Consider the following 24,221-nt stretch of genomic DNA (forward strand, 5'->3'; position numbering starts at 1 on the left):
CTGATAGTGGACTGCTGAAATTTGTGGGCCACTGGCTCTGGCCAGTGGCCCTTTCACGTCATACCGCAGGCTCCCACCGTTGTTCCGGTAAAAGACGCTATTAATAGTTCAAATGACGGTCCCCGTGGCAGGCTGGTCTTATCTAAGATATTGAAATTGCATAAAACAACGAGGGCGTGATCGCTTTTTACCCGGGTATGAAGATTGCAGCCTTCAATCATCTTGATTTTGACCACACCATCATGGGAGGCAACGCTAAATGAGGAAATACGACAGCATGATCGGGAAAATTCTCAGAGTGGTTGTTTTAAGTCTTTGCATTATGGGGCCTTTGACGGGTTGTGCGGGCAAGTCGGCCGTATCCAAGGACCCGGTCTTTTTCCCCCCTGAGCCCAACCCTCCTCGCATACAGTTCCTGCTGGGAATCAGGGATTCCCGCGATGTTGAGGCCAAGGACGACAGTTTTTCCCTTTTCAGTGTGCAGAGCGGCAACCAGAAGACCCGGGTTCGCACTCTGGTCAAGCCTTACGGTTTAGCGGTCAACGGCACGACTCTCTACGTATCGGACACCATGCAGCGTACCGTGGCGGTGATCGATCTTGAAAAAGGACGTTTTGAGTTGCTCAAGGGAAATTTTGGCCCCGGTTCTCTCAAAAAACCGACCGGGATAGCTGTAGACAGTGAGGGGCAGCTCTTTGTGGCCGATACCCAGCGACGGCTCATTCTCGCCTACGATGCCCTGGGAAATTTCGTCCGCAGCTATGGCGATGACCTGAAGATGAAACCAGTCGATGTTGCTGTCGACTCCCGTCAGGTCTATATCCTCGATTCGGAAAATCACAGCATACGGGTGCTCGACCGGCAGAGCGGCAAGCAGAAAAACGAGTTCGGCAATACCGGCGATCCGGACAGCCGTTTCCGTCTGCCCATCAGCATGACCCTGGATGACATGGGGAAGTTTGCCGTCAGCAACGTGCTCTCCGGCCGCATTCTCTCTTATGACCGGGATGGCAATTACCTGGGCGGTTTCGGTAAGCTTGGTGATGGTTTTGGGCAGTTCAGCCGTCCGCGAGGGGTGGCCGCCGGTGGTGACGGACAAATGTATGTGGTTGACGCCGCTTTTCAGAATGTGCAGGTGTTCAACAAGGACTATCGCCTGCTGATGTTTTTCGGTGATCCCGGTCAGGCTAAGGGCTCACTGAATATTCCAGCCGGCATCGCGGTCTCTTCTGGACGGCTCGATTATTTTCAGAAACTGGCGGCCGAAGGCTTCGAATTGAGCGAACTGATTTTTGTCGCCAATCAGGAAGGCCCGGCGAAAGTCTCCATTTACGGTTTGGGACATATGCGTGGCGTGGATTATGACGCTTTCTATCGCCAAGCCGAAGAGGAAAGACGCAAAGAGCAGCAGCGCCGCGATAAAGAAAAAATTCCTTCCAAATAAGCAGGGCTTATTGCAGGCAGGATAAAACAAATGGTTTGTAAATGCACAAATCGATGGGCATGGCGGTTTTGTCTGGTGATCCTTCTTATGGGCCTCGGTCTGCTTTATGGCTGCGATCCGGGTACGCGGCACCGGGTTCTTTCGACCGTCTTTGATGGCGTTCCCGCTCCTCCCAATCCAGACGACATCTGTGCCGATTATGGCGACACCAAAAAATCCACCGCCCTTCAGGGGGAGGGGGAAGGCCCGGCCGTCACAGGGTCGAACCACAAACCTTATACGGAAAAGCGCTGCAGCGATTGCCATGCTCAGAGCAAAACCGAGAACGGCGGCCTGATTCATCCCCGGCAGGAACTCTGCCTCGTCTGCCACGACACGATTATCAGCGGCACCTTTGTTCATGGCCCGGTGGCTGTCGGAGATTGTCTTGCCTGCCATCTGCCCCACAGTTCATCCAATCTCTTTCTCCTGAGGCAGCAGCCTGAAAAGATCTGTCAAAGCTGCCACCGAGAGGAGCGACTGGCGGCTACCATGCATCAAAAAGTATCAGACAGGTCGATGGCCTGTGGTGACTGTCATGATCCCCATTCAGGGCAGGCCCGTTATTTCCTCCGCTGACGACGTCTCTGCGACCATTACCCCTAAGCCCGGTCTTTCTCATGCCTTTGACGCCACGACGACAATGCCTCCAGAAAAAATACCGGGTTTTCCGGAGGCTCTGGGTCGTGGTCGTTTTACTTCTTGTCTTTCCTACGAACGTTCTGGCGCAGCCCCGGGCTCTCTTTCTGTTGAGTGACTTTCGCTCCTGGGGAGAAGCGGCTTACGAACTCAATGGGTATTCCCGCAGTTCGTCAGGAAGCCGTACCTACAGGTCGGCAGATCATGATCTGGAGGAATCCTATCATTTTGAAGGACTCTATGGCCTGCTCGATCATCGCTGGTGGAGCGGGCGCTTCAGTATGGATCTGGGCCTGGCCCAGACCGTCAGCCACAGCGACGGCCGAGGGGACGATCGCGATTGGAAAGGCGTCCGGGGGGAATTTTATCTGGACGGTCGATTGTTCGACAAATCCCCGGCGCCTGGCAGCTTTCTGACCAGCTACGCCCAGGAGCGTGTTCTCGTCCCTTTTGGCAGGGACTATGACCGCACGGTGACCAGCAATAGTGTTGGACTGCAGTTGCGCAACGATTATCTGCCCGCCAGCATTCTTTACCGGAGCAACGAAACGCAGACGGAAGGACTCTCTCTCGACCGCACCCAGACCGTGGAGGAAATGCGCCTTCAGGTCAGCCATCGTATTCACAGCCTCAGCCAAAGCGGTTTTTCCGCCAGTCGCCTGAGCAACGCTACGACTTATGCTGCCAGTCTGCCTGCCCTGAAAAGCGACAGCTACGAGGTGTCTCTCAATAATCAGCTCACCCTCGGAAATGTCGCCCGCCCCCATACGCTCGATTCACGCTATCGCCTGAGCAGCGAAACCGGCAGCCGCCAATCAGAACGCACCCTGTGGGAGGAGCGTTTGCGCCTGACACCAGGCAAGGCCCTGACGGTATCAGCCGCCCACACCCTGAACAGGGATGAAACCGAGGGACAACGTCGGGACAGGCAAAGAGAAGAAATCAGCCTGGAACATCGGTTGTTTTCCAGCTTGGTGACAAGGTTTCAGGCGGATCTGGAAAAACGGGAATACAACAATGGTGAAGAACAGACCCGGGGCGGCTCCCTGAACCTGAACTACAGCAAACAACTCGCAGGCGAAAGTCGTCTCGGCCTGAATCTGGGCCGGCGGGTTGCCATGACGGAGCGTGACCTGGCCGGTAACGAGCTGGTTGTGGTAGCTGAAACGCTGGTTGTTACGGATGGTCGCGACTTTCTGATACAGAACTTCATAGTGCCGTCAACGGTCAGGGTCTTTAGTGCCGATCGTCTTGTTTTGTACCAGGAGGGGATCGATTATGAGCTGGAGGTTGTGGGGGTGCGCACCGAGCTGATCGCGCTTGACCCGGCCGTCATTCCCACTGGAACAACCCTGTCCGTCGATTATTCTTACACGGTTGATCCGAGCATTGATTTTACGACGACTACTGACAATCTGAGTATCCTTTTGAACGCCCTGGCCAATATGTGGGAGATGCAGTTCAATTACGGTCGCAGCAGGCAGGAGCCCGATAGTCCTGATCCCGACTCCCTTTATTTGAGTCACACCCGTTTTTACCTGCTTGGCATCGACCACAATTTCGACGGCGGCAGTGCCGGTGTGCAGTATGAAGACGTACGCAGCGACTGGCAGAATCAGCAATCCGTCACCGGCAACCTTTTTCGCCGCCGTGATCTTTTGGCCGGTCAGTTGGCCTTGCGTCTGAAAAATCAATATACGCTGACCGAGACCTTGTTGACGAGCGCGGAGGGATTGTCGCTCAGGCGAGAGTCTCGGCGCAATATCCTGAGTCTCTCCGCTGACTTTGGTCGCGTCGTTCATCGCAACGGCAGGCTTAATCTGCGGGGGCTGGGCCGCGTCAGCCGGGGAGACGGTATTCACGAAGATAATCTGTCGATGACGTTGGGATACCAGTACTGGCTGGGACGCATGGAGTTCCGTTTGCAGTCGGAGGTGGAGTGGACGTGGAGTGACGAGAGCCGCGAGCGTAATGACTACCTTTATCTCTATGTGCGGCGCTATTTCTGAGAGGGGATGACGGATTTATGGATGCAATTCTTTCCAGCAGACGGTCGCTCCTTGGGGTAGCCCTCCTGGTGCTGATTCTCGTGTCCCTTGGCGGCTGTGCGCTCCGCCAGGAGCCTGAGATGTTGCCGGAGCAACAACTGGTGTGGCCCGGGCCGCCGCTGCCGCCCAGGATTGCATACTTGGGAGAAATCCGCTCTTCCCTCGATGTCGTCGAGCGAAAGGGATTTTGGCAAAAGTTCAGGGATACCCTCTTCGGGCGCGAAGAAACAGGATTCCGCCGGCCTTACGGTGTATCTGTGGGGCCTGATGATGAAATGTGGTTGACCGATCCCGGGGCTGGACGGCTTTACCGCCTCGATCTGGCGGCAAAATCCTTTGCCATTGTCGGAGCAGGACAAGGGCTCCTTTCACCCATCGGGATCACCGTTGATGATACGGGTCGACACTATGTCACCGATTCGGAAAAAGGGGCCATTTACGTGCTGGCGCCAGAAGAAAAGATGCAGCCTCTCTTCTCCTTTGTCCTGCGCCGGCCGACCGGCATTGCCTTCAGCCCCCGTAATGGCTGGCTCTACGTCTCGGAAACCGAAGCTCATCAGGTGGTGGCTTTCGACCGTGCCGGCATCGAACAGCTGCGTTTTGGGGCGCGTGGCGATGCCCCGGGCCGTTTCAATTATCCGACGGATCTGTGGATTGCCGATGGTCGTCTCTATGTTACCGATGCCCTCAATAGCCGCATTCAGGTCTTTTCGCTGGAAGGGCAGCTCATCACCTCCTTTGGTAGTCCGGGTGATACGGCCGGCAGCTTTGCCAAACCCAAGGGCGTGGCCACGGACAGCGAAGGCCATATTTATATCTGTGATGCCCTCTTTGACGCCGTGCAGATATTTGACGCCGAAGGTCGGCTCCTGCTCGCCTTTGGCGAGAGCGGTGGCGGGCCGGGGCAGTTCTGGATGCCGGCGGGAATCCACATTGACGGACAGGACCGGGTTTACGTGGTCGATGCCTACAACCGCAGGGTTCAGATTTTTCAGTACCTGAAAGAGCCAGTTGCCGAGAATCCGGAAAGGAGGTTGCCGTGAGATTTTTCCATGGCCTGCTATTTCTGCTGGCGGTGTTGCTGCTGGCCCCTGAACCCGGTGTTACTGACATTCTTTCGACCAAGCACAACCTTTCCGTCAGCGGCCCGGGAACGATCAAGGCAACGACGGAAGACAGAGTCTGTGTTTTCTGTCATACCCCTCACCATGCCAGCGATGTCACCCCGCTCTGGAACAGGCAGATGAGCAGTGCCATCTACAACCTCTACGCCTCGACAACCCTGGTCTCTTCTCCTGGACAGCCCACGGGAGGGGCGCGACTCTGCCTGAGTTGTCATGATGGCACCATCGCTGTGGGGATGCTGTTCGGCAGGCCGGATCCGGTACCCATGACCGGGGGGATCAGTTCCCTGCCGCCTGGTGGCAGCAATCTTGGAACCGACCTGGCTGACGACCATCCCATCTCTTTGGCGTATACGGCACAATTGGCCACTGAGCGGGGCGAATTGGTTGATCCGGCCATGTTGCCTGTGGAGATTCACCTTGAAGACGGGGTGATGCTGCAGTGTACCGCCTGTCACAATCCGCACAAAGATCTCTATGGTATGTTCCTCGTTATGGACAATGCCTATGGAGGGTTATGCACAAGCTGCCATGCGAAGAGGGGATGGACGGCCAGCAGTCACGCCACGGACGCTGCCATGGCGGAAACGGGCTGTCAGAATTGTCATGCTTCCCATGGGGCCACGGGTTTCGGCCACCTTTTGCGCGGAGCGACTGAAGAGGGCAATTGTCTGGCCACCTGCCACAATGGCAGCGGTTCCGGGGGCGATGTCCAGAGTGTGTTCAACAAGCTCTACGTTCACCCTGTCGCGGCGACGGCCGGGATTCACGATATTGCTGAAAATCCAGGAACCATGAGCAAACATGTGGAATGCCAGGACTGTCACAACGCCCACCAGCTCAACGCCCAGGACGCGCCCATGTCAGCGGCGCCAGCCATCAGCGGCCGTCTGCAGGGGGTTCGCGGAGTCAGTGCCGCCGGGACGCTGGTCGAAGAAGCCATGCATGAGTACGAAATCTGTTTCAAATGTCACGCCGACAACCAGGTCGTTTACGCGGTGTCCGTTCCCCGTGTCATCCAGGAAAGTAACGAGCGCCTGCGTTTTGATCTGGCCAATCCGTCTTATCATCCGGTGGTCGGCTCAGGCAAAAACAGCTATGTGCCCAGCCTCAGACCCGAATGGAGTGAGGCGGACTCCATCTATTGTATTGACTGTCACGCCAGTGACGACAGTCTTCGGGCAGGTGGGGCAGGGCTCGAAGGCCCTCATGGTTCCATCTATCCTCATCTGCTGCTGGCCCAGTACGAACAGGACAGTTATCCCATGCCCTATGCCGCCAGCAACTACGCCCTCTGCTTTCGTTGCCACGATCCAGACGCCCTTTTTAATCCGGCTGTCTCTACCTTTGGCAACAGTCATGTCTCTCATGTTCAAATCCAGCAGGTTCCCTGCTCGGCCTGTCATGATCCCCATGGCGTGCCTGCCGCCAGGGGTGCGACAGCCACGGCCAATGCCCACCTGATCAATTTCGATACCCGCTTTGTCGATCCCCTCACCGCCAGTTATGACTCTGTTGCGCGAACCTGTACGGTCAGTTGTCATGTAAGTAATCCCAAAATATATTGAAAACCGCTTTTAATCCTGGTGAAAAGCCACTTCTCATGATGGGGAGGTGGCTTTTCTCATTGGGGATTTCCCCTGGTTTTACGTGTGAATTAGGGGAAACCATTCAGGCGACAGATCGCCGGGGAAAAAGCCTTAAAAAATACAGGATATAAAAAAGATTAAAATAACGGTAACTTGCGAAATAACTGCGGGATTTGGCATGTTGGACTGTGTAAGGGCACAGTTGGTGCACATATCGGTACCAACGTTCGGCTCAAAATCTTTAACAGCCGGAATCACTTTATGGCGTTCCCCAAAAACCCATAGATCGATTTCCGGCCCATGGAGGGGCCCTCTCACAGAAAAGTTCACTCGTATTGGACAGAAAACGCGAACCAAATCCAACAAGTGATACTCAAGGAGAAGCATAAAAATGATAAAGGTTTTGAAAAGTACCCGAACGTATCAGCTGATGTTGACATCGCTGATCGTCTGTCTACTGGGGGCGGGCAGTGCCCTGGCCCTGGTGCATCCCGATGTTGTCCTGCGCGGGCCAGGGGGAGAATTTATTAACCTGGATGCCGCCGGCCCGCAGCCGGCCTACAGCGCCAAGAACACCTGCGGTGGCTGTCACATCTATTCGAACATTGAGCAGCATTCCTACCATGTCCAGATCGGGGCCAACCAGCAGATGGGCTGGGATATGTGGAACCCCGATTCTTCCAACACCTACAAGTCCGGTGTGGCACCCAAAGGCAAGAACTGGGTGCAGAGCCCCGGCCACGTAGGCAAGTGGTGACCGCCTTCCGCTCGCCAGTTGGCGAGACTTTTCGACGGTAACAGCGGTACCTCCAGCTACGATCCTGCAACAGGTAAATTCAATGAAGTCAATTCGCTGCTGAACAGTGCCGGCGAACTGATGAAACCCTTCAAATACACTGACCTGACTGACTTTGCTAAAAAGGTCGACCTGTCGCTGGCCGGCAACATCATGGATTGCGGCGAGTGTCACGTCGGCGGCGGCGCCATGGAGTATGTGCCCTACACTGTGCTGGGCGCCCGCACCCCCCTGCGGGATATCAAGAGCGTCGATGTCAATGGTTTCGGCCCGATTCTCAAGACCGATATCACTGCCTTCAACTACTTCATCGACAACTACGACGTCGATGGCGATGGCGACAAGAATGAAGTAATGCATATCGATTACGCCAACACGGGTGTGATGGAAGTCGACTGCTTCATGTGTCACTTGCAGGGCTACCAGTATGAAGAGCGTAATACCGTGCTGCGCAAGGCCAAGATCGATGCCACCCGCGCGGTTGGCGCCGGGTTCGCCACGGAAAACGCGGTGGTATGGGCCCCCACGGCCGACGAGGCTCCTTCCGGTTACGGTAACACTGTTGTTTATGACCCCGCCAAGCTGGCCAAGGACGTGAATGGCAATGCCATTATTCCTTCGGGCTTCTTCGCTAATTTCGTCAAACGTACGCCGGCCTCCGAGAACTGCGCCTCCTGTCATATGGGTGAATACGCCGTGGACTGGAAAAAGCGCGGTGATCACTGGGAAGCCGAGCACGATTACGAAGTCCATTACATGTACGGGTGCATGGGTTGCCACGAGCGCATGCCTACGGCCGCTCAGCCTGGTCCCTTTACCTCGGAGGATGGCGGAGCCTATCCGTTCATGGGCACGGGACTGCTCGGCCACGATCCGGCCAAGGGTAATGCGCCCTACAGTTCTCTCTACAACGGCAATGACAACGTGGCCTTTAAGGGCTGTGAGGGGTGTCACCTCACCGGCACCAATGGCGCCGAACAGTTCGGCGCGCCCGATCCCACCGCGGCTCACCAGGCTGCCGGCCTTACCGCCAGTATCGTGCAGAGCGGCATTGACGGCGTCGCCAACATCAGTCACATCGACCTGATGGATTGCTCGGCTTGTCACAGCCGCAAAATATCCAGCAGTGTGTGGAACACCGGCGGTGCCGTGGTCGATGCCACCGGCGCCGATCCGGTCGGGCGTCTGGCCGACCATGAGAACGAGTTCGTCGATCGCAACAATATGACCGATCGTACCGGGCTGGCCTGGTACAATGGCAAACTGTTGCGGGTAGGTATCCTCAATACCATGTTCTATCGTGATAAAAACGACATCGACTTCGATGCCAACCTCGATGGGCGTGGCGGCGGCATGGATGCGCTGCTCATGACCCAGGTGCTGGCCGTCAATGAGACCAACGGCTGGAAGTCCCTCACCGAAGATACACACGGTAACGTGACGGCGGCGGCGATCGATGCCCGTGTCGCCGCCATGAACGCCGCGGTCGACGCCTGGGCCGGCGTTACCGGCAAGGCGCAGACCAAGCTGTCCTTCATGGGAGTCCCCTTCAAGGATCAGCACAGTGTCTCCCCCGCGGCGCTGGCTTGGGGCGCAAATGGCTGCGCCGACTGCCATGCCGCTGGGTCTGAATTCTATCGCGGTGCCATGCGCATGGTCGGAGACGACATGACCATGTACTGGAATGATGACTTCGTCCCCTACACCAAGGCCAACGGCTCCACACAGGCCACGGACTTCCACCCCAATACCAAGAACAAGGTCGCCAATCGCTCTATCGCCGTGTCGGCGACTAACGGCACCCTGAGTCTGGATGCCGATGGGGATGGGACACCGGAAAGTTACAAGACGGTGCGGGATGTCGATCGTTCCGAAACCCTGTATGAAGGCACCTTCATGACCAACGCCGACTTCGCGGATGCCTACAGCTCCACGGGAGCTATCGGGTTTGCCGGTAACGAAAAGGGGTGGCTGCTGAAGGTTCAGGCCAAGGATACCGCAACGGGTGTCATCACCACCCGTACCCGGGCCATTTCCGGCAACGTGGCCGATTTGACCGCTCTGCTGGCCAATCTGGGCGGGTTTGCCACGGGTGATTTTGAATTCACCATCACCGACAATGGCGCCGGGGGGATCACCCTTACGGCCGATGCTGGGTACCAGATTCGGCTGCATCCCCAGGCGGATTCGGGTAATTTCATGATTGCCAACGCCCAGTGGAAGGCCGCTCCCGTCAAGGGTATCAATGGTGTCGATTACTCCGGTCGCGACGCCTGGCTCGCTTATCTGGACACTCTCAACAACGCGGCCGCCTTCGGTATCGGCGTGGATCCGGTGGCCGTCTTCTCGGCACCGACCACCGAGGTTGCGGTCAACACGGCCTTTGACTTCGTGGCCGACACCAGCGTCAACACCCAGGGAACCTTCGCGTATTCCTGGCTGATCAACGACGGCAGCGGTACGACCCTGACCGGCGCCACCGCCAGCCACAGCTTCACCAAGACCGGCAGCTTCCTGGTGACGCTGTATGTCGAAGATGAGGAAGGCAAGCGGGCTGCTGATTCCAAGTACGTCAAGGTCGTGGCACCGGCACCCGACACCACCATCAGCTACACGCAGATTGCCGGTACCAACAGTGCCGAAGTCACCTTCGCCAACATGCCGACCCACACCCGCCTGCTGCTCTACTGGGGGGACGGTACCTACCAGTGGGTTACGGACGACCAGGCAGAGCTGACAGTGACCAAGGCCTTCCGAGCCGTATCGACTTATGACAAGGGGGATCACTACGAGTACCTGACCCGCGTCTATGTCTACAACGGCAGCACACGGGTGGACTACGAGACCACCACTGTTTCACTGGTAAAATAACAACGTAGGATAAAAAAGGGGCCCGGCAGCAGCCGGGCCCCTGCAAGAAATGTTTTGTCACTGTGTCGGTATGAAATAAAAAAGCCCGGGAATGAACTCCCGGGCTTTTTGCCGTGTAGTGCCAAGGCCGATTTACAGGGTTTCCAGATCCACCAATCCCAGCTTGACCGCATAGCGCACCAGCTCGACCCGGCTATGAATTTCCAGTTTCTTCATGAGATTGGCCCGATGATTCTCGGCGGTTTTGGGACTGAGGCCCAACTGTTCGGCAATGGCTTTGGTCGTGTGCCCTTCTACGATCAAACGCATGATCTGCTGCTCGCGGGGGGAGAGCAGACTGTAGCGTTCGTCACTGGCCGATTCCTTGCCATCGCCTGAAACGAGCTGTCCCACAACTTCCTGGGACACATTGCCATCCAGATAAAATTCGCCGCGCAGCAAGGTGTCCATGGCCTGGACCAGTTTGGCGCTGGTGGCCTCCTTGACCACGTAGCCATGAGCGCCGGCCTTGAAAGCCTCAGCCACATATTCGAAACGCGGATGCATGCTCAGCATGAGGATCCGTACTCCGGGCTGACTTTGGGAGATGCTGCGCGTCACTTCAATGCCGGTCATATCCGGCAGCGAGACATCCATGGTCATGAGGTCGGGCCGCAGGTCCTGGGCCAGCCTGAGGGCGTCCTGACCATTTCCCGCTTCGCCGATGACCGTATAGCTGCCGGTGCGGGCAATCAGACTTTTGAGTCCCTCGCGGAAAAGCGGGTGATCGTCAACCAGTAGAACGCGTTTTTTGGGAGTCATGGGATTTTCCTGTCAATGCAGTGGAGGTTAGAATCAATTCCCCGTGATAGGGATTTCGATCAGAATACGGGTGCCCTTTCCCGGCGCTGAAGCGACCCTGAACTTGCCGTTTAGAAACTGGACTCTTTCGAACATGCCTACCAGCCCGAGTTTGTTGCCACTGTTGATCGGGTTCATCTGATCCTGGAGGTTGAAGCCAGCACCATTGTCTTCAATGCGCAGCAGAATGTCGGGGTGGGAGGCGGTAAGCCGTATGGTCACCTGTCTGGCTCCGGCGTGTTTCACCACATTGTTCAGAGCCTCCTGAATAATGCGATAGATATTGATTTCTGCGTCGCTGCTCAGTTTGACCTCTTTCATCCCCCCCGTCTTGAAGTCGATAGACAGGGAGTGCATCGATTTGACCTTTTCCATGTGGTCATGGACTGCGTCGACCAGGCCGAGCCGTTCAAGAGAGGAAGGTCGCAACGCGCCGGAGAGTTTTCGCACGGAGTTGATAGCCGAGAGGATATTCGCGTTGATGGCCATCAACCGTTTCTGAATGTCCTCGGGTTGAGAGCCAAGATCTTCAGCCAGGGTTTCCGTAGCCATTTTTACCGCATTGAGCCTTTGGCCCAGGTCATCATGCAGCTCCCGCGAAATGAATTTGCGCTCCTCTTCCTGGGCGTTCAGCAGACGGTGGGATAGTGCGCGTATTCGCTGTTCCGATTCTTTCCGGCTGGTGATATCGCGGGCCACTGCCAGTTTGGCAGGTTGGTTAAGCCCCGGCATGCGGATGCCCAGTTCAATGACCGAATACCAGGCGCTGTTGGCCTGGTTGAAAAATTCCTTGTACAGCGGTTCTCCTGACTTGAAAACTTCATCGCGGCTGCAATCGTCACATGGAGAGTTCAAGCCCCGGCACAGTTTGTGACACGGATCTGTACTGATGTCGCCCTGGCAGGATTCCAGCATTTTTTTATTGGCATAGACGATTTTGTGGTCTTCTGAGACCACGTAGACACGATCCTCCATGGCATTCAGCAGAAGCCGCAAAGTTTGTTGAGAGATGACCATGGCCTCGGCCATGACCTGGCAGTCGGTTTGATCCTTGAATGTGCCGATAATAGCCGGCTTCCCATTGAATTCAACTCTTTTAGTCTCGATCTCCATCCAGAAGATGGTTCCATCCACGCGCGCGGATGGTTGCGCCCAGCCGGTGTGGGAAATGTCCTCGGAAATCATTCGGTCGTGCATGTCTTTAAAGAGGTCCAGGGTCTCCGCATCGGGATAGACTTCCGTGAACAGGTCCTGTTGAAGCAGGCTGTTTTTATTAGGGAAGCCAAAGATGTCGGCAAAACGCTGGTTGAGGTAGATGAGCCTGTTGTCCTGACAGACGTAAGTTCCCAGGGTGAGGTTCTCCGCGATGGTTGTCCCCAGGCTGGACTCCGTTTCAATCTGCATGGTTTGGTGACCTCCTGTCAGGATGATGGTGCCTTTCCTGTTGTGAATAGATCTTCATCTATGCAAGTTCAGGGCCTGAACATTTATTTATGGTCATTTACCCATGTCTGGTCAAATAACCACCCCGCCTCTGTTTTTCACTGAGGGGCCGGGCCTCACTGGCATCTTTGAAAATGCCCCAAAAACTTAGGTAAAAGCACCTGTGTTGCCTGGGGGTTAAGCCCCAGAATGAAAAAATATTTCAAAAAAAATGAAGCCGTCATTCTAGGGAATCGTTCATCCATATTCTTTAATATCAATAGGATAGAATTTTCTCATTCTTTGCGGCTCATTTGGCGGCCGTTTGTGGCCTGGGTCATCTGTATGCTTGGTATCGTGGTTGCTATACAGGATGTCAGCTCTTTTCTCTTATCCCTATGCAAACCGCTTGCCCAGCCTGGATGATCCCCAAAATCGTCTCGTTGGGTCTGCGGAGAAAGGAAGGTCGAAGGAACTTCGGTTTTTCATTTTTATTGCATTCGCATTGTGTGGAACTAACAAATGATGAAGAAAGGATAGACGCAATGAAGAGGAGGAGTTTGACAAGATGGGTGCTCGGTGGGGCGCTGGCGGCAGCCGGCCTGACCCTGAGTGCCGGTCTGGCGTTTGCCGCCCACCCGCCGGTGACGCTTTATACCTATGAAGAATTGGCCATGCAGTACGGCATGGAAAAGATGCCGGTCCAGGTCGATCCCAACACCTTACGCGGTTTCCCTTACAGCCCCAAGCAGACCTGCGGAGGCTGTCATGAGTATACGCAGATCTCCGATCACGCCTTCCACGCCGCCCTGGGCATGCACGAGTGGCAGGACACGGCGGATGGCGAGTTCAAAATCGACGATCCCAATGTCATCAAACCCTGGACGCAGTCCGGGGCCATGTGGGGCAAGTGGTGAAGTCCCTCTCTTCGCCAGGTGGCGAACTTCATGGATCAGAACCCTGCAACACCCGCAGTTGATGACAAGTATTATACGGAACAAGAATTTTTAGCTCAGACCGACCTGACCACTTGGGACATGGCGGTTTACTGCGGCACCTGCCACGTCGGCGGCGGTTTTGGTGAAAAAGACCGCAACGGTGTGCGCCTCTCGATGAAAAATCCCGCCGGCGGTATGGACCCTGGCGCGGCAGGATTCTCGCTGACCACGCCCTACAATGCCTACAACCACTATGTGTTCGAGCTGTTCACCAAAGACACAGGACTGCCGCAACATGTGGTCGCCCAGGCTCCCTGGGCTTACCCGGTCTATGAGGGCATGGAACCTGTGACGGCTCCGCAGGGTTGGGGCCAGGCAATGACCATGACCCTGCCCGATGGCTCTGCCATGCCCGTGGCCGATGGTCAACTCCTGATGCCCAACGTCAAGGAGATGGACTGCCTTTACTGTCACTTTAAGGGCTATAACAACCTCATGGCCTCGGTGATGACCTACAGTGGTGCCCATAACGCGGCTCCCATGGCCGGTTCTGGCCTGATGGACACCAACAGCCTCAGCCCCACCTACCAGGGCTATACCGTGGATGCAGGCAATGGCAAGACCCTGATGGGCGCGCCAGCCATGGTCACTATGGATCAAAACGGCCTCGTCAGCCTGAGCGATTATGCCCTGGGCAATCTGCGGGGGAATCCGGATGAGGCCAACTGCCGTCAGTGCCATGCGCCAAGCTCCCTGGAAGATCTGCCGGACATGATGCGAGATTTCCTCTCTTCGGCGCCCATGGTCTATACCGGCAACTTCTCCCAGTCCTTTACCGGTCTGGCCATGCCGTCTTTCGACTTTAACGCTCCCTTCGGCAATACCTGGAACTGGACAGAAGCCCCTCTGGGAGCGCCCTATCCGCCAGGTCTGGCCTATCCGACTTCAGGGATTCTCACCGTTGGCGACGTCATGGCCGGCATGGGGATCATCGGTGGCAACTGGGCCTACATCCCTTCCATCGGCTTCCCTGCCGCCATGGGGCCCACGGTCTACAATACGGGCATCTTCCCCTTTGGCCCCAACGGCATGCCGGCAGCCGAGCTGCTGGATCCCTACGATCCGGCCACTTTCGACTGGTCCGATCCCAATGCCATGCAGATTCTCATGGCCAAGGAGATCGGTGGCGGCAATCCGGCGGGCACCGGCCCTCTCTATTTCGAGGCGCCCCTGCTTGACGCCAGCGGCAATCCCACCGGCTTCATGGACCAGAACGCTCTGAAGAAGGGCATCGTGCCTTTCCCCCGCGCCGAGTGGTTCAAGCGTGGCGATATCTTCGGCAATGCCGAGCAGGAAGTGCATCTGGCCATGGGCTGCGAAGGCTGCCACATGGATACAAACACCACCAAGGTCGATCAGTATGATGCGGAAGGCCGCATCGTCTTTGACGGCAAGAGCCAGTGCGACCCGGGTCGCGGTTTCGATGCGGCCAGCGGCGTTGAAAACGGTACGCTTGTTGACGGAGTGATGTTCGACTCAAACAACACGGTGAAAAAGTGCGCCGACTGTCACGTTACCGGCAAAAATTCCGATGGCGTGGCGATCAACACCTTTGGTGCGCCCGACCCAACCGCTGCCCACCAGGCCGCCGGCTTGACCGCCAATCTGGTTCAGGCTGTTGGTCCGCAGGGTCTCGTGCCCGGCAATCACCTTGACATCATTGACTGTACGGTCTGCCATGTCTATAAAAAGCAGATGGCCGCACGCCTGCTCGATTCCACCTCAGGTCATCGTTTCCCGACCATGGTGGGCTTCGACGAGTCCCAGGGCATGCTGGGCATGTTCGACGATCCCTTCGGTATGGGTATGCCGGCGGGCAGCAATGCCACCGAATGGCAGCCGCTTTATGCCTGGCAGAAACAAGGGATGTCCGATCAGAACAGTGATCCGAACTGGCGCCGGAAGATCATGCAGATCAACATGATCACCGCCACGCTGTGGAACAACATCGGTTCCACCGTGGATGCCAACGGCGACGGTCAGACCGGGCGTCATGCGTTGACCTACGATCCCGCCACGGATCCTGCCTACACCGGCATGGTACAGAAAACCTACTATGATCCCTGGATTCAGCGTGACCTCAAGGCCGGTCTGAACTTCGGCCCCAGTGGGTTTGCTCCCATCCCTGTCGGCTTCGGCGGCGGCGCCTATCAATCCGCCTATGCTCCCGACGGCTCCTTCACCGGTGCCTGGCAGTATGTCGGTGTCTACGGCGGCAACATCATGTTCTCCACGCCGGAAGAAATCGAAGCCTACAAGGCCTACCGCAATGCCATCGCCCCTGCTGTCGATGGCAAGGATTGGACCGACACCGAGCTGCTGCTCGGCGGCGCTCCTTTCATGATCACCCACAACGTACGCAGCACCGACAAGTTCGTGCTGGGCAAAAACTGCAGTGATTGTCATGCTGCAGGCAAAGGCTTCTTCGATGGCGGCTTCAACATGACCGGTACCGCCATCAAGGCGAACGCCGGCGGTCAGTTTATGGCCTCTGGAGCAGAAGAACTTGTCATCGTCGCCAAAGCGACCGACCTTACCACGGCGGCTGAAATTGCCACCAAGGATGGTGTCGCTTTGGAAGTTCCCTTCGAAGAACTCGGCAATTGGGATGCCGCCACCAAGACCTTCACGCCTGAGCCGGCTGGGGCCTACAAGCGGGTGACGGATCTGGATCGCAGCGTGGCTCTTTACCCCGCTGAATCCTCCTACACGGCTGCTGACGGGACGGTCTATGCTGATCGTTCTGCCTGGGTTGCCTACCTGAACACTCTCAGCAACCCGGCTGATTTCGGTATCGGCGTGGATCCTGTGGCCGTCTTCTCGGCACCGACCACCGAGGTTACGGTCAATGCGGCCTTTGACTTTGTCGCTGATGTCAGCGCCAACACCCAGGGAACCTTCGCGTATTCCTGGCTGATCAACGACGGCAGCGGTACGACCCTGACCGGCGCCACCGCCAGCCACACCTTTACCAAGACCGGCAGCTTCCTGGTGACGCTGTATGTCGAAGATGAGGAAGGCAAGCGAGCCACCGATTCCAAGTACGTCAAGGTTGTGGCTCCGGCACCCGATACCACCATCAGCTACAGTCAGATTGCCGGCACCAACAGCGCCGAAGTCACCTTCGCCAACATGCCGACCCACACCCGTCTGCTGCTCTACTGGGGGGACGGTACCTATGAATGGGTGACGGACGACCAGCCTGATCTGACGGTGACCAAGGCTTTCCGAGCCGTATCGACTTATGACAAGGGGACTTATTACCAGTACCTGACCCGTGTCTATGTCTACAACGGCAGTACCCGCGTCGACTACAAGACAGCCACGGTTACTCTGGTTAAATAACCATCAACCCTAGACCGGGTCCGGCTTCGGCCGGACCCGGATACACCTAACTTTTCCTGTCGTGCAATGACGATGTGCCCGGATTCTGTTCCGGGCTTTTTTCCTGAATAGGTTGTACGTTATTATCACCTGCGTCGAGATGGAACGATTTTTGTGTCCAATTTACAGCAAAATCCATATGTTTTTTTGATCAATTTCCTGCCAGATGGGGCAGCCCTTTCTCTTCCCTTGGATCTGATTCCATGAAGTGGTCTGTTTGTCTCCTGATACTTATACTTTGGGTTGCTCTGCCTGCCTCCGGGCAGTGTTCCAGTAAAAACAGGGAACTCTCCTGGACTCTCATGGGAGGTGGTTATTTTCCTGATGGCGGCCGTCCTGCAAGCGATTCTGTTCTTTATGGAATCAAGCTAGGCTATACTCAACCAGGGTCCACCCTTTTTCAGACTCTGGCGTTGGAAGTTGACCTCTCGCGGATGGAGATTCGCTCGGGCACTCACAGTGAGCAAGGGTACGGAGGGCGTCTGGAGGCCCTTTACGGTTTGCGGAAGCAGGGGGTCTTTCGCCCTTTTCTGGCCCTTGGGGCCGGGGTTCTCGATCCTCCTGGTTCCCCAGACGCCGATTTTGTTGTAGCTTACGGGGGAGGGGCTTTTTATCGGCTCGGCTCCTTGTTCGGCCTGCGAGCCGATGTGCGTCATCTTTTGCCCATGTCAACGGACCACTACAATGATTTTACAGCGACCTGCGGGATCACCATCTTCTTGGGCGGTAATCAGGCCGAACAAAAGAGAATCCCGAAAGACTCGGACAAAGATGGCGTGTCCGATTCCCGGGATCGCTGCCCTGAAACGCCACGCACTATGCAGGTGGATCGCCATGGTTGCCCGGATAACCCTCCTGACTCGGATGACGACGGCGTCGCAGATTACCTCGACCGGTGTCCCGATACTCCAGAGGGCGCTTCCGTTGATGCAGCGGGTTGTCTGAGGGACAGCGATGGTGATGGTGTCCCCGACGCGCAGGATGAATGTCCGCAAAATCCGCCGGGCCTGCCGGTTGATGAGCGGGGCTGCGTTCGTCTCGATTGAAACGAGGCCATTATTCACCGGTAGACCTCAATAGGGATGGTTCCGTGCCAAAGTTGAAACGTTACCTCCTGTGGCTTACTCTCTGTGTCCCCTGGGTCATTCTGCTGGTTTCCTTTCTGTGGGGGAGAGGGCAGGTTCACGACTTTGCGAACCGCTGCGAATCCTGTCACCTGACCTTCAAGGGGGACGGTAGGCCTGGCAAATACACAAGGAGCATCGATTTCCTATGCATGGAGTGCCATCATGTGTCCGCTGTGTATTCCCACCCCACCGGGATGGTGCCTTCCTTCGAGGTGCCTCAGGAAATGTCGCTGGACTGGTCGGGACGCATGACCTGTGCAACCTGCCATGATCCGCATGGCGAGAATATGATGGGCGGCGGCGACCTGCTACGGACGAAATATCGGGGCCAACTTTTCTGCCAGCAGTGTCACAATTACTCCCTGCCTGCAGAAGGGCGGCACGGAGGCACCGGCGGACGAGCCCACTTCCGAGGCGAGACCACATCTGCTCAAAGAAAATGGACCCGTCTTCTTGACTCTGTTTCCGCCGAATGTCTGGCCTGTCATGACGGCGTCATTGCTTCGGCGACCTCCTACCGGGTTGAGGGGGAAAACGAGCCGATAACCTACAGCCAGCGGAAACTTTCCCATCCCATCGGCATCGATTATCGCCGAGCGGCGATGCGGGACAGGGAGCTGCGATCCCCGGAGGCCCTGGCCCCTTACATCACCCTCTTTGAAGGAAAAATTGGCTGCGGTTCCTGCCATAATGTATTTTCCCGGGAGAAAAATCTTTTGGTGGTCAATGACAGAGGCAGCTCTCTCTGTTTTGAATGCCATATCAAATGATTCAGCCTTTATCGGATAGGAGTTGTTTATGTCCTTCAGGTATTTCTTAGCGTTAAGAAGTTTGTCGCTTATCGGTTTTTTTCTGCTGCTCTCCACCCAGGATGTCATGGCCGACGAGAGTGTCGTAGCCCGGGTTGGCGGCATTCCGATTACCACATACGAGCTCAAAAGACAGGTCAGCCGCATTCTGCCCCTGAACTCCAGTTATCATGGAGGCGTATCCAGAGAAAAGCTGGAAGAAATCAAGGAAAAAGCCTTGAGGGAACTTATCGAGCAGGGGATGAAAGTCCGATATGCCCTGGATAATGAAATCACGGTATCATCGGAGGAACTGGAGGCGCGCCTTCAGCCCGTCTGGGAAAAATTTCCGACCCCCGCCTTGTTGGCCGAAGCCCTGGAGGGAGAAAGCGTGTCGGCTTTGCGAGCCTCCGTCTACAGGGGATTGATAGCCAAAAAAGCCGAAGAAATCGCGATTGCACAGCAAGTCAGTGTGCAGGAGGAAGAGGTGATGGCATTCTATCAGGCCAACAGTCATCGCTTTTTCAGGCCCCGCATGTTTCGAGCCAGCCAGATCTTTATCAAGGTGGACCCGCGACTGACTCTGGAACAGAAGCTTCCCTTTCTGGAAAAAGCAAAAAACCTGTCAGAACGCGGCAAGTCAGGCGAGGATTTTTACAATCTGGCCTACTACAACTCCGAAGATGATAAACGTTTTGTGGGAGGAGATCTGGGGTACTTTCATGAAGGTCAGCTTATTGCCGATATTGAAAGAGCTATCCTGCAGATGAAGCCCGGTGAAATTTCCGGCCCGGTAGAGTCGATATATGGTTACCATGTGCTCAAACTTGTCGAGATCAAGGACCCGGTACAGCTTTCCTACGAGGAAAAGAAAGACGATATTCGCCGGGACCTGGAAAGACAGAGGTATGAAACCCTTTACAGCGACTGGATAACCTCTTTGCAGGAAACCTGCAAGGTGGAAATGATCGAGGCGGTTGATGTCGCCCGCCCTGGAGTAGGGGGACAGATAGAGAAAAGCACGCATCCTTTGTGAAAACGCCATTAATGTGGTGATATGACCATCTTTTGTGTGGAAAATGGAGGCAAACTTTTTCAAATAGTCGAAGGACTGCCATTACATCAGTGAATTCCGGTATGAAGCTGCCAGTTTTAATGGTGAAGGAATCTGGCTAATGATCATAAAGATTCAGCTATTTAAGGCAGGTCCTCTCTTTCCCGCAGAGGTTAGGCCAAAATAATGGCCAGAAAGCAGCAAGGGGCTCGTTTTTTGCTTTTTTAATGTCCGTACCATCGCACAATTCTCGCCTGACCGAAAAAAGCAAAACCAGAGAGATCTGGTGACGCAAAGCCACGGATCCGATACAGGACAGCCGGGTTGCCGAAGTGGGTACTAAACTTCCCTGGATACGTTATGGAAAAGTCATAACGCCCACCTTCGGTTTCGAGGTGGGCGTTTTTTATGGCTGGCGTGAGCTCGCGCATGTTCCATTCGGGAAGAGAAAGTCATGAAATTGCGTTGGAAACAACTTTTTCATGTAGGTCTGGCCGTTATTATTCTGAATCTGACCCTGTTTGTGACCTCAAGGGTCATTCTCAAGGACAGCTTTCAGGTTTTGGATCAGGAATCCGCCAGGGATAGCCTGATTCATATGGGGGAAACGCTGGACGATGAACGGCGCTTTCTTGCCACTGTTTCGAGAGACTGGGCTCATTGGGACGACGCCTATCACTTTATGCAGGAAAACAACCTGAACTTTATCACCTCCCATCTCCGCGATACCCTTTTCAGTGAGCTCGAACTGAATCTTTTTGCCTTCATTGACCCCTCCGGGAAGATCCTCTTCGCCCGATCTTATGATTATCATGAAAATGCTGCCGTGCCTGTCGATTGGGAGGGCATTGATCATCTGGTAAAAGAGGGCCGACTTTTTAAAGATACCGTACAGGGTAGTGGCCTTTGCGGTTTTGTGCCCGTTGCCGGGAAACCCATGCTGCTGGCTGTGCAGCACGTTCTTCCCAATACCAAGGATGGCCCATCACGCGGTTTGCTGATTTTAGGGAGGAATTTTGACCGCCCTCAGGTGGAGCGGTTGGCCCACGAACGCCACATGGAACTGACGATTCTGCCAACCCGCAGTACGGCAGGGCGTGAAGACGCCATCTTTGCCGACTTGTTTGCTTCGCGCGACGGGGTGGTGGTTGCTCAAGATGACAGGGTGAATATAGGCTACCTGCCGCTGAGAGATCTTTGGGGAAAACCTTCCTTTTATCTGCAGGCTCAGATGCCCAGAAAAATATATCAGGGCGGAACGGGAGCAATCCGCTATTTTCTGCACTGGAATTTTTTGGTTACGTTAATTTTCGGTCTGACAACCTATGGTATTTTGAGTAAATTATCCCTTGTGCGGCGAAAACGTCGCGAGGTTGAGGCCCAGTGTCATGCCTTGGTTGAGAATCTGGGACTCGGGGTTTCCCTCGTTGACGAAAACTTTACGATCCTCATGGCCAATTCCGCAGTCGCGCGTATTTTTGACAAGGACGCCGACGCTCTGGTCGGGCGTCAATGCTTCAGAGAGCTAAAACACCGAAGAAAGCCGTGCATCGATTGCCCCGGCGCTATCGCCCTTAAAAGCGGACGTTCAGCTCGGGAAGAAATTGTCGGCCATCATGCCGACGGATCCCCCAGGGTCGTCCGAGTTCAGGCTTTCCCCATTTTTGATGGGACTGGCAGAGCTCATCGTTTCATTGAACTTGTCGAAGACATCACGGCACAGAAAGAGGCCGAGCGTGCTCTGCGGGAGTCGAACCAGCTGGCGAAAACGGTGCTGAACAGCATCCGGGATGGCGTGGCGATCATTGAGACCTCCGATTATACTTTCACGTCGGTCAACCGGGTTTTTCTTGAAAGTGTGGGGCTTCGTGAAGAAGACGTCATCGGCCGTTCCTGTTACGAACTTCTCCCTCAGAAACCCTTGTCTTTCAACCCCCATGATGCCTTTTGCCCCATAGAAGAGAGCGAAAAAAGTGGTTCTCATGCTCAGGCCGACTATTCCGTGACCGATGCCCACGGCGATATCCGCCATCTTGAGGTGTTCACCTCGCCCATCAAGAATGAGGCCGGAGACGTCTCTCAGGTGGTTTGGGTGGCGCGTGATGTGTCGGAGCGTAAAAAGGCCGAGCAGGAAATCCGTCACCTCGCCTATCACGATGCTCTGACCGGACTGCCTAACCGCAGTCGTCTTGAAGAGCGCCTGGAGCAACTTTTTTCTCACGGTCAGCCCGGCAGCCAGCAGCTGGCCATGCTGTTCCTCGACCTCGACCGCTTCAAAAATATCAATGACACCTTTGGTCATGCGATGGGAGACCTGCTCCTTAAGTCGGTATCACGGCGGCTGAGAACCAGCGTAAGGGAAGGGGATATGGTCGCCAGGCTGGGTGGCGATGAATTCGTTGTTCTTCTGGTCAGAACAAAGAACCGCCAGGAAGTAGAGACCGTCGCCCGCAAGATTCTGGAAGTCATTTCGGCGCCTTTCTATCTGGAAGGACATAAGATATACATCACGACGAGTATCGGCATTGCCCTGTGCCCTCACGATGGCCACGAGGGCGATCTTTTGAAAAAGAGCGCCGATATGGCCATGTATGCTGCCAAGGAAAAGGGACGGAATGCCTATCACTTTTATTCCGAGCACATGGGGCAGCAGGCTCTCGAGCGGCACCACATTGAACAGGAGCTGCGCCTGGCCCTTGAAGGGGGGCAATTTTATCTGGTCTACCAGCCGCAGTTTGATTTGCGCTCTGGCCAGCTCACAGGGATCGAAGCCCTGCTACGCTGGCGGCATCCCGAACGTGGAAGTATCTCTCCTCTGCAGTTTCTGCGCACAGCGGAAGAGACCAACCTGATCCGCCCCCTGGGGGAATGGGTGCTCGAAACCGCCTGTGCACAGAACAAGGTCTGGCAGAAAGAAGGCTTTCCCTGTGTGAGGGTATCGGTCAATCTTTCGAGCCATCATTTCCGCGATCCTGACTTCAGTCGGGTCGTGCAGGAAACTCTTGCCCGCACGGGGCTGAGCCCCCAATGCCTTGGCCTGGAGTTGGCGGAAAGCGTTCTTATGGAAAATACCGAGTCTTTGGCCCGAATTCTCCAGGATTTTAAAGATATGGGCATCCAGTTGACCGTGGACACCTTTGATACAGGCTATGCTCCCCTGCGTTATCTCAAGCACTTTCCCATTGATCGGGTGAAAATTTCCCATGGCGCGGCCGAAACCCTGTTCGTCGGGCAGGACAAAAAGAGTCACTTCGAAGAAATGATTCGAAAGGCGCGCCAGCTCAATCTTGAAATTATTGCCGGTGGCATTGAAACCATGGAACAGATCGATCAACTGACAACCCTTCGCTGCTTTACCATGCAGGGCTATTACCTCGAACGGCCCCTGGCCGCCCGGGATATGCCGAGGGTATTCAGGGGCGGTCTTTTTCAGGGGCGATTGGTTGCAAAATCCTGATTTCTGCTCTTGATCCTCTCCCGATTCCTGCCAAAACCCTTCTGGCAGATAAGTCTTGAACTAATTGCAAAATATAGATATTGTGGGTCGGTCATTCTACGGCAGACTCCCGGAGTTTGCCTGGGCAGATACTGACTATCTGACGATGGTGCCTGGTTTGGAGAATTAAAAACGTTGAAGGAGGAATGTTGATGAAACGCGTAATGAAAATGACCGCCCTGCTTTTGGGTTTGTTGGTTTTTGTGGCCCCGGTTTTGGCCGCATCCGACGCTGGTGGCGGCCGTGGCCGCTATCTTTTCCGCAAGGACTGCCGCACCTGCCATGGATCTGAAGGGCGCGCCGTCGCTTTGACGCCCCAGAGCCGCACGGCGGACGAATGGCGTACTTTCTTTGAAGCCGAGCAACAGAAGAACCATGCCGAAGCCTGGCAGAATATCGGCGATCGCAATCTTGATAAGATCAAAGAGTTCGTCATGCTGAACGCCTCAGATGTCTTTTCGTCCAAGGCGGCTGACTGCTGGGATCCGAAATAGGTCAATTTTAGCCAACAAGAAAGCATTACCAAAAAAGCCGCCCCTATCAGAGGGCGGCTTTTTTGGTT

The 24,221-nt window shown here is 55.4% G+C and carries 16 protein-coding genes and 1 riboswitch; of the genes, 14 read left to right on the plus strand and 2 right to left on the minus strand.

Going from position 1 to position 24,221, the window contains the following annotated elements:
- The first annotated feature begins 259 nt into the window (after positions 1-259).
- The 7 genes from AOP6_RS05970 to AOP6_RS06000 all read left to right on the plus strand — a co-directional run bounded on the left by AOP6_RS05970 (position 260) and on the right by AOP6_RS06000 (position 10,550).
- Positions 260-1,444 carry a hypothetical protein gene (locus tag AOP6_RS05970; protein ID WP_155875686.1) on the plus strand — a complete coding sequence of 395 codons (1,185 nt, stop codon included), beginning with the start codon at positions 260-262 and terminating at the stop codon, positions 1,442-1,444.
- A 75-nt stretch (positions 1,445-1,519) separates the two neighbouring features.
- Positions 1,520-2,062 carry a cytochrome c3 family protein gene (locus AOP6_RS05975; protein ID WP_225897365.1) on the plus strand — a complete coding sequence of 181 codons (543 nt, stop codon included), beginning with the start codon at positions 1,520-1,522 and terminating at the stop codon, positions 2,060-2,062.
- 107 nt (positions 2,063-2,169) lie between these two features.
- Entirely contained in the window at positions 2,170-4,131 is a 1,962-nt protein-coding gene (locus AOP6_RS05980) for a hypothetical protein (RefSeq protein ID WP_155875688.1), read from the plus strand.
- Between the two features lie 17 nt (positions 4,132-4,148).
- A complete protein-coding gene (locus AOP6_RS05985) occupies positions 4,149-5,213 on the plus strand; it encodes a 6-bladed beta-propeller (RefSeq protein ID WP_155875689.1) in 1,065 nt (354 codons plus the stop codon).
- Positions 5,210-6,862 carry a cytochrome c3 family protein gene (locus tag AOP6_RS05990; RefSeq protein WP_155875690.1) on the plus strand — a complete coding sequence of 551 codons (1,653 nt, stop codon included), beginning with the start codon at positions 5,210-5,212 and terminating at the stop codon, positions 6,860-6,862. The genes AOP6_RS05985 and AOP6_RS05990 overlap by 4 nt, the downstream gene beginning before the upstream one ends.
- Positions 6,863-7,274: 412 nt before the next feature.
- A complete protein-coding gene (locus AOP6_RS05995; RefSeq protein WP_155875691.1) occupies positions 7,275-7,640 on the plus strand; it encodes a cytochrome C in 366 nt (121 codons plus the stop codon).
- 18 nt (positions 7,641-7,658) lie between these two features.
- Complete coding sequence (locus AOP6_RS06000) at positions 7,659-10,550, plus strand: PKD domain-containing protein (protein WP_155875692.1); 2,892 nt, start codon at positions 7,659-7,661, stop codon at positions 10,548-10,550.
- A 132-nt stretch (positions 10,551-10,682) separates the two neighbouring features.
- Here AOP6_RS06000 and AOP6_RS06005 read toward each other — a convergent pair whose 3' ends face one another.
- Positions 10,683-11,351 carry a response regulator transcription factor gene (locus AOP6_RS06005; protein WP_155875693.1) on the minus strand — a complete coding sequence of 223 codons (669 nt, stop codon included), beginning with the start codon at positions 11,349-11,351 and terminating at the stop codon, positions 10,683-10,685.
- 33 nt (positions 11,352-11,384) lie between these two features.
- Positions 11,385-12,794: a histidine kinase gene (locus tag AOP6_RS06010; protein ID WP_155875694.1), complete on the minus strand. Its 1,410-nt coding sequence runs from the start codon at positions 12,792-12,794 to the stop codon at positions 11,385-11,387.
- Positions 12,795-13,372: 578 nt separating this feature from the next.
- Between AOP6_RS06010 and AOP6_RS06015 the strand changes: the two genes are divergently transcribed.
- From AOP6_RS06015 to AOP6_RS06045, 7 genes are all read left to right on the plus strand, one after another.
- Complete coding sequence (locus tag AOP6_RS06015; RefSeq protein ID WP_225897366.1) at positions 13,373-13,729, plus strand: cytochrome C; 357 nt, start codon at positions 13,373-13,375, stop codon at positions 13,727-13,729.
- A 30-nt stretch (positions 13,730-13,759) separates the two neighbouring features.
- A complete protein-coding gene (locus AOP6_RS06020) occupies positions 13,760-17,155 on the plus strand; it encodes a PKD domain-containing protein (RefSeq protein ID WP_155875696.1) in 3,396 nt (1,131 codons plus the stop codon).
- 242 nt (positions 17,156-17,397) lie between these two features.
- Entirely contained in the window at positions 17,398-18,240 is an 843-nt protein-coding gene (locus AOP6_RS06025; protein WP_213194839.1) for a thrombospondin type 3 repeat-containing protein, read from the plus strand.
- A gap of 44 nt (positions 18,241-18,284) precedes the next feature.
- Positions 18,285-19,091 carry a cytochrome c3 family protein gene (locus tag AOP6_RS06030; RefSeq protein WP_155875697.1) on the plus strand — a complete coding sequence of 269 codons (807 nt, stop codon included), beginning with the start codon at positions 18,285-18,287 and terminating at the stop codon, positions 19,089-19,091.
- 28 nt (positions 19,092-19,119) lie between these two features.
- Complete coding sequence (locus AOP6_RS06035) at positions 19,120-20,145, plus strand: peptidylprolyl isomerase (RefSeq protein WP_155875698.1); 1,026 nt, start codon at positions 19,120-19,122, stop codon at positions 20,143-20,145.
- Between the two features lie 274 nt (positions 20,146-20,419).
- Positions 20,420-20,495, plus strand: a riboswitch (cyclic di-GMP riboswitch).
- Positions 20,496-20,617: 122 nt separating this feature from the next.
- Entirely contained in the window at positions 20,618-23,620 is a 3,003-nt protein-coding gene (locus AOP6_RS06040) for an EAL domain-containing protein (RefSeq protein WP_155875699.1), read from the plus strand.
- Between the two features lie 191 nt (positions 23,621-23,811).
- The gene (locus AOP6_RS06045) at positions 23,812-24,153 is read left to right on the plus strand and encodes a c-type cytochrome (protein ID WP_213194788.1); all 342 of its coding nucleotides are present in this window, start codon (positions 23,812-23,814) and stop codon (positions 24,151-24,153) included.
- Positions 24,154-24,221: the final 68 nt, after the last annotated feature.

This window comes from Desulfuromonas sp. AOP6, from assembly GCF_009731355.2.
GTDB lineage: Bacteria > Desulfobacterota > Desulfuromonadia > Desulfuromonadales > SZUA-540 > SZUA-540.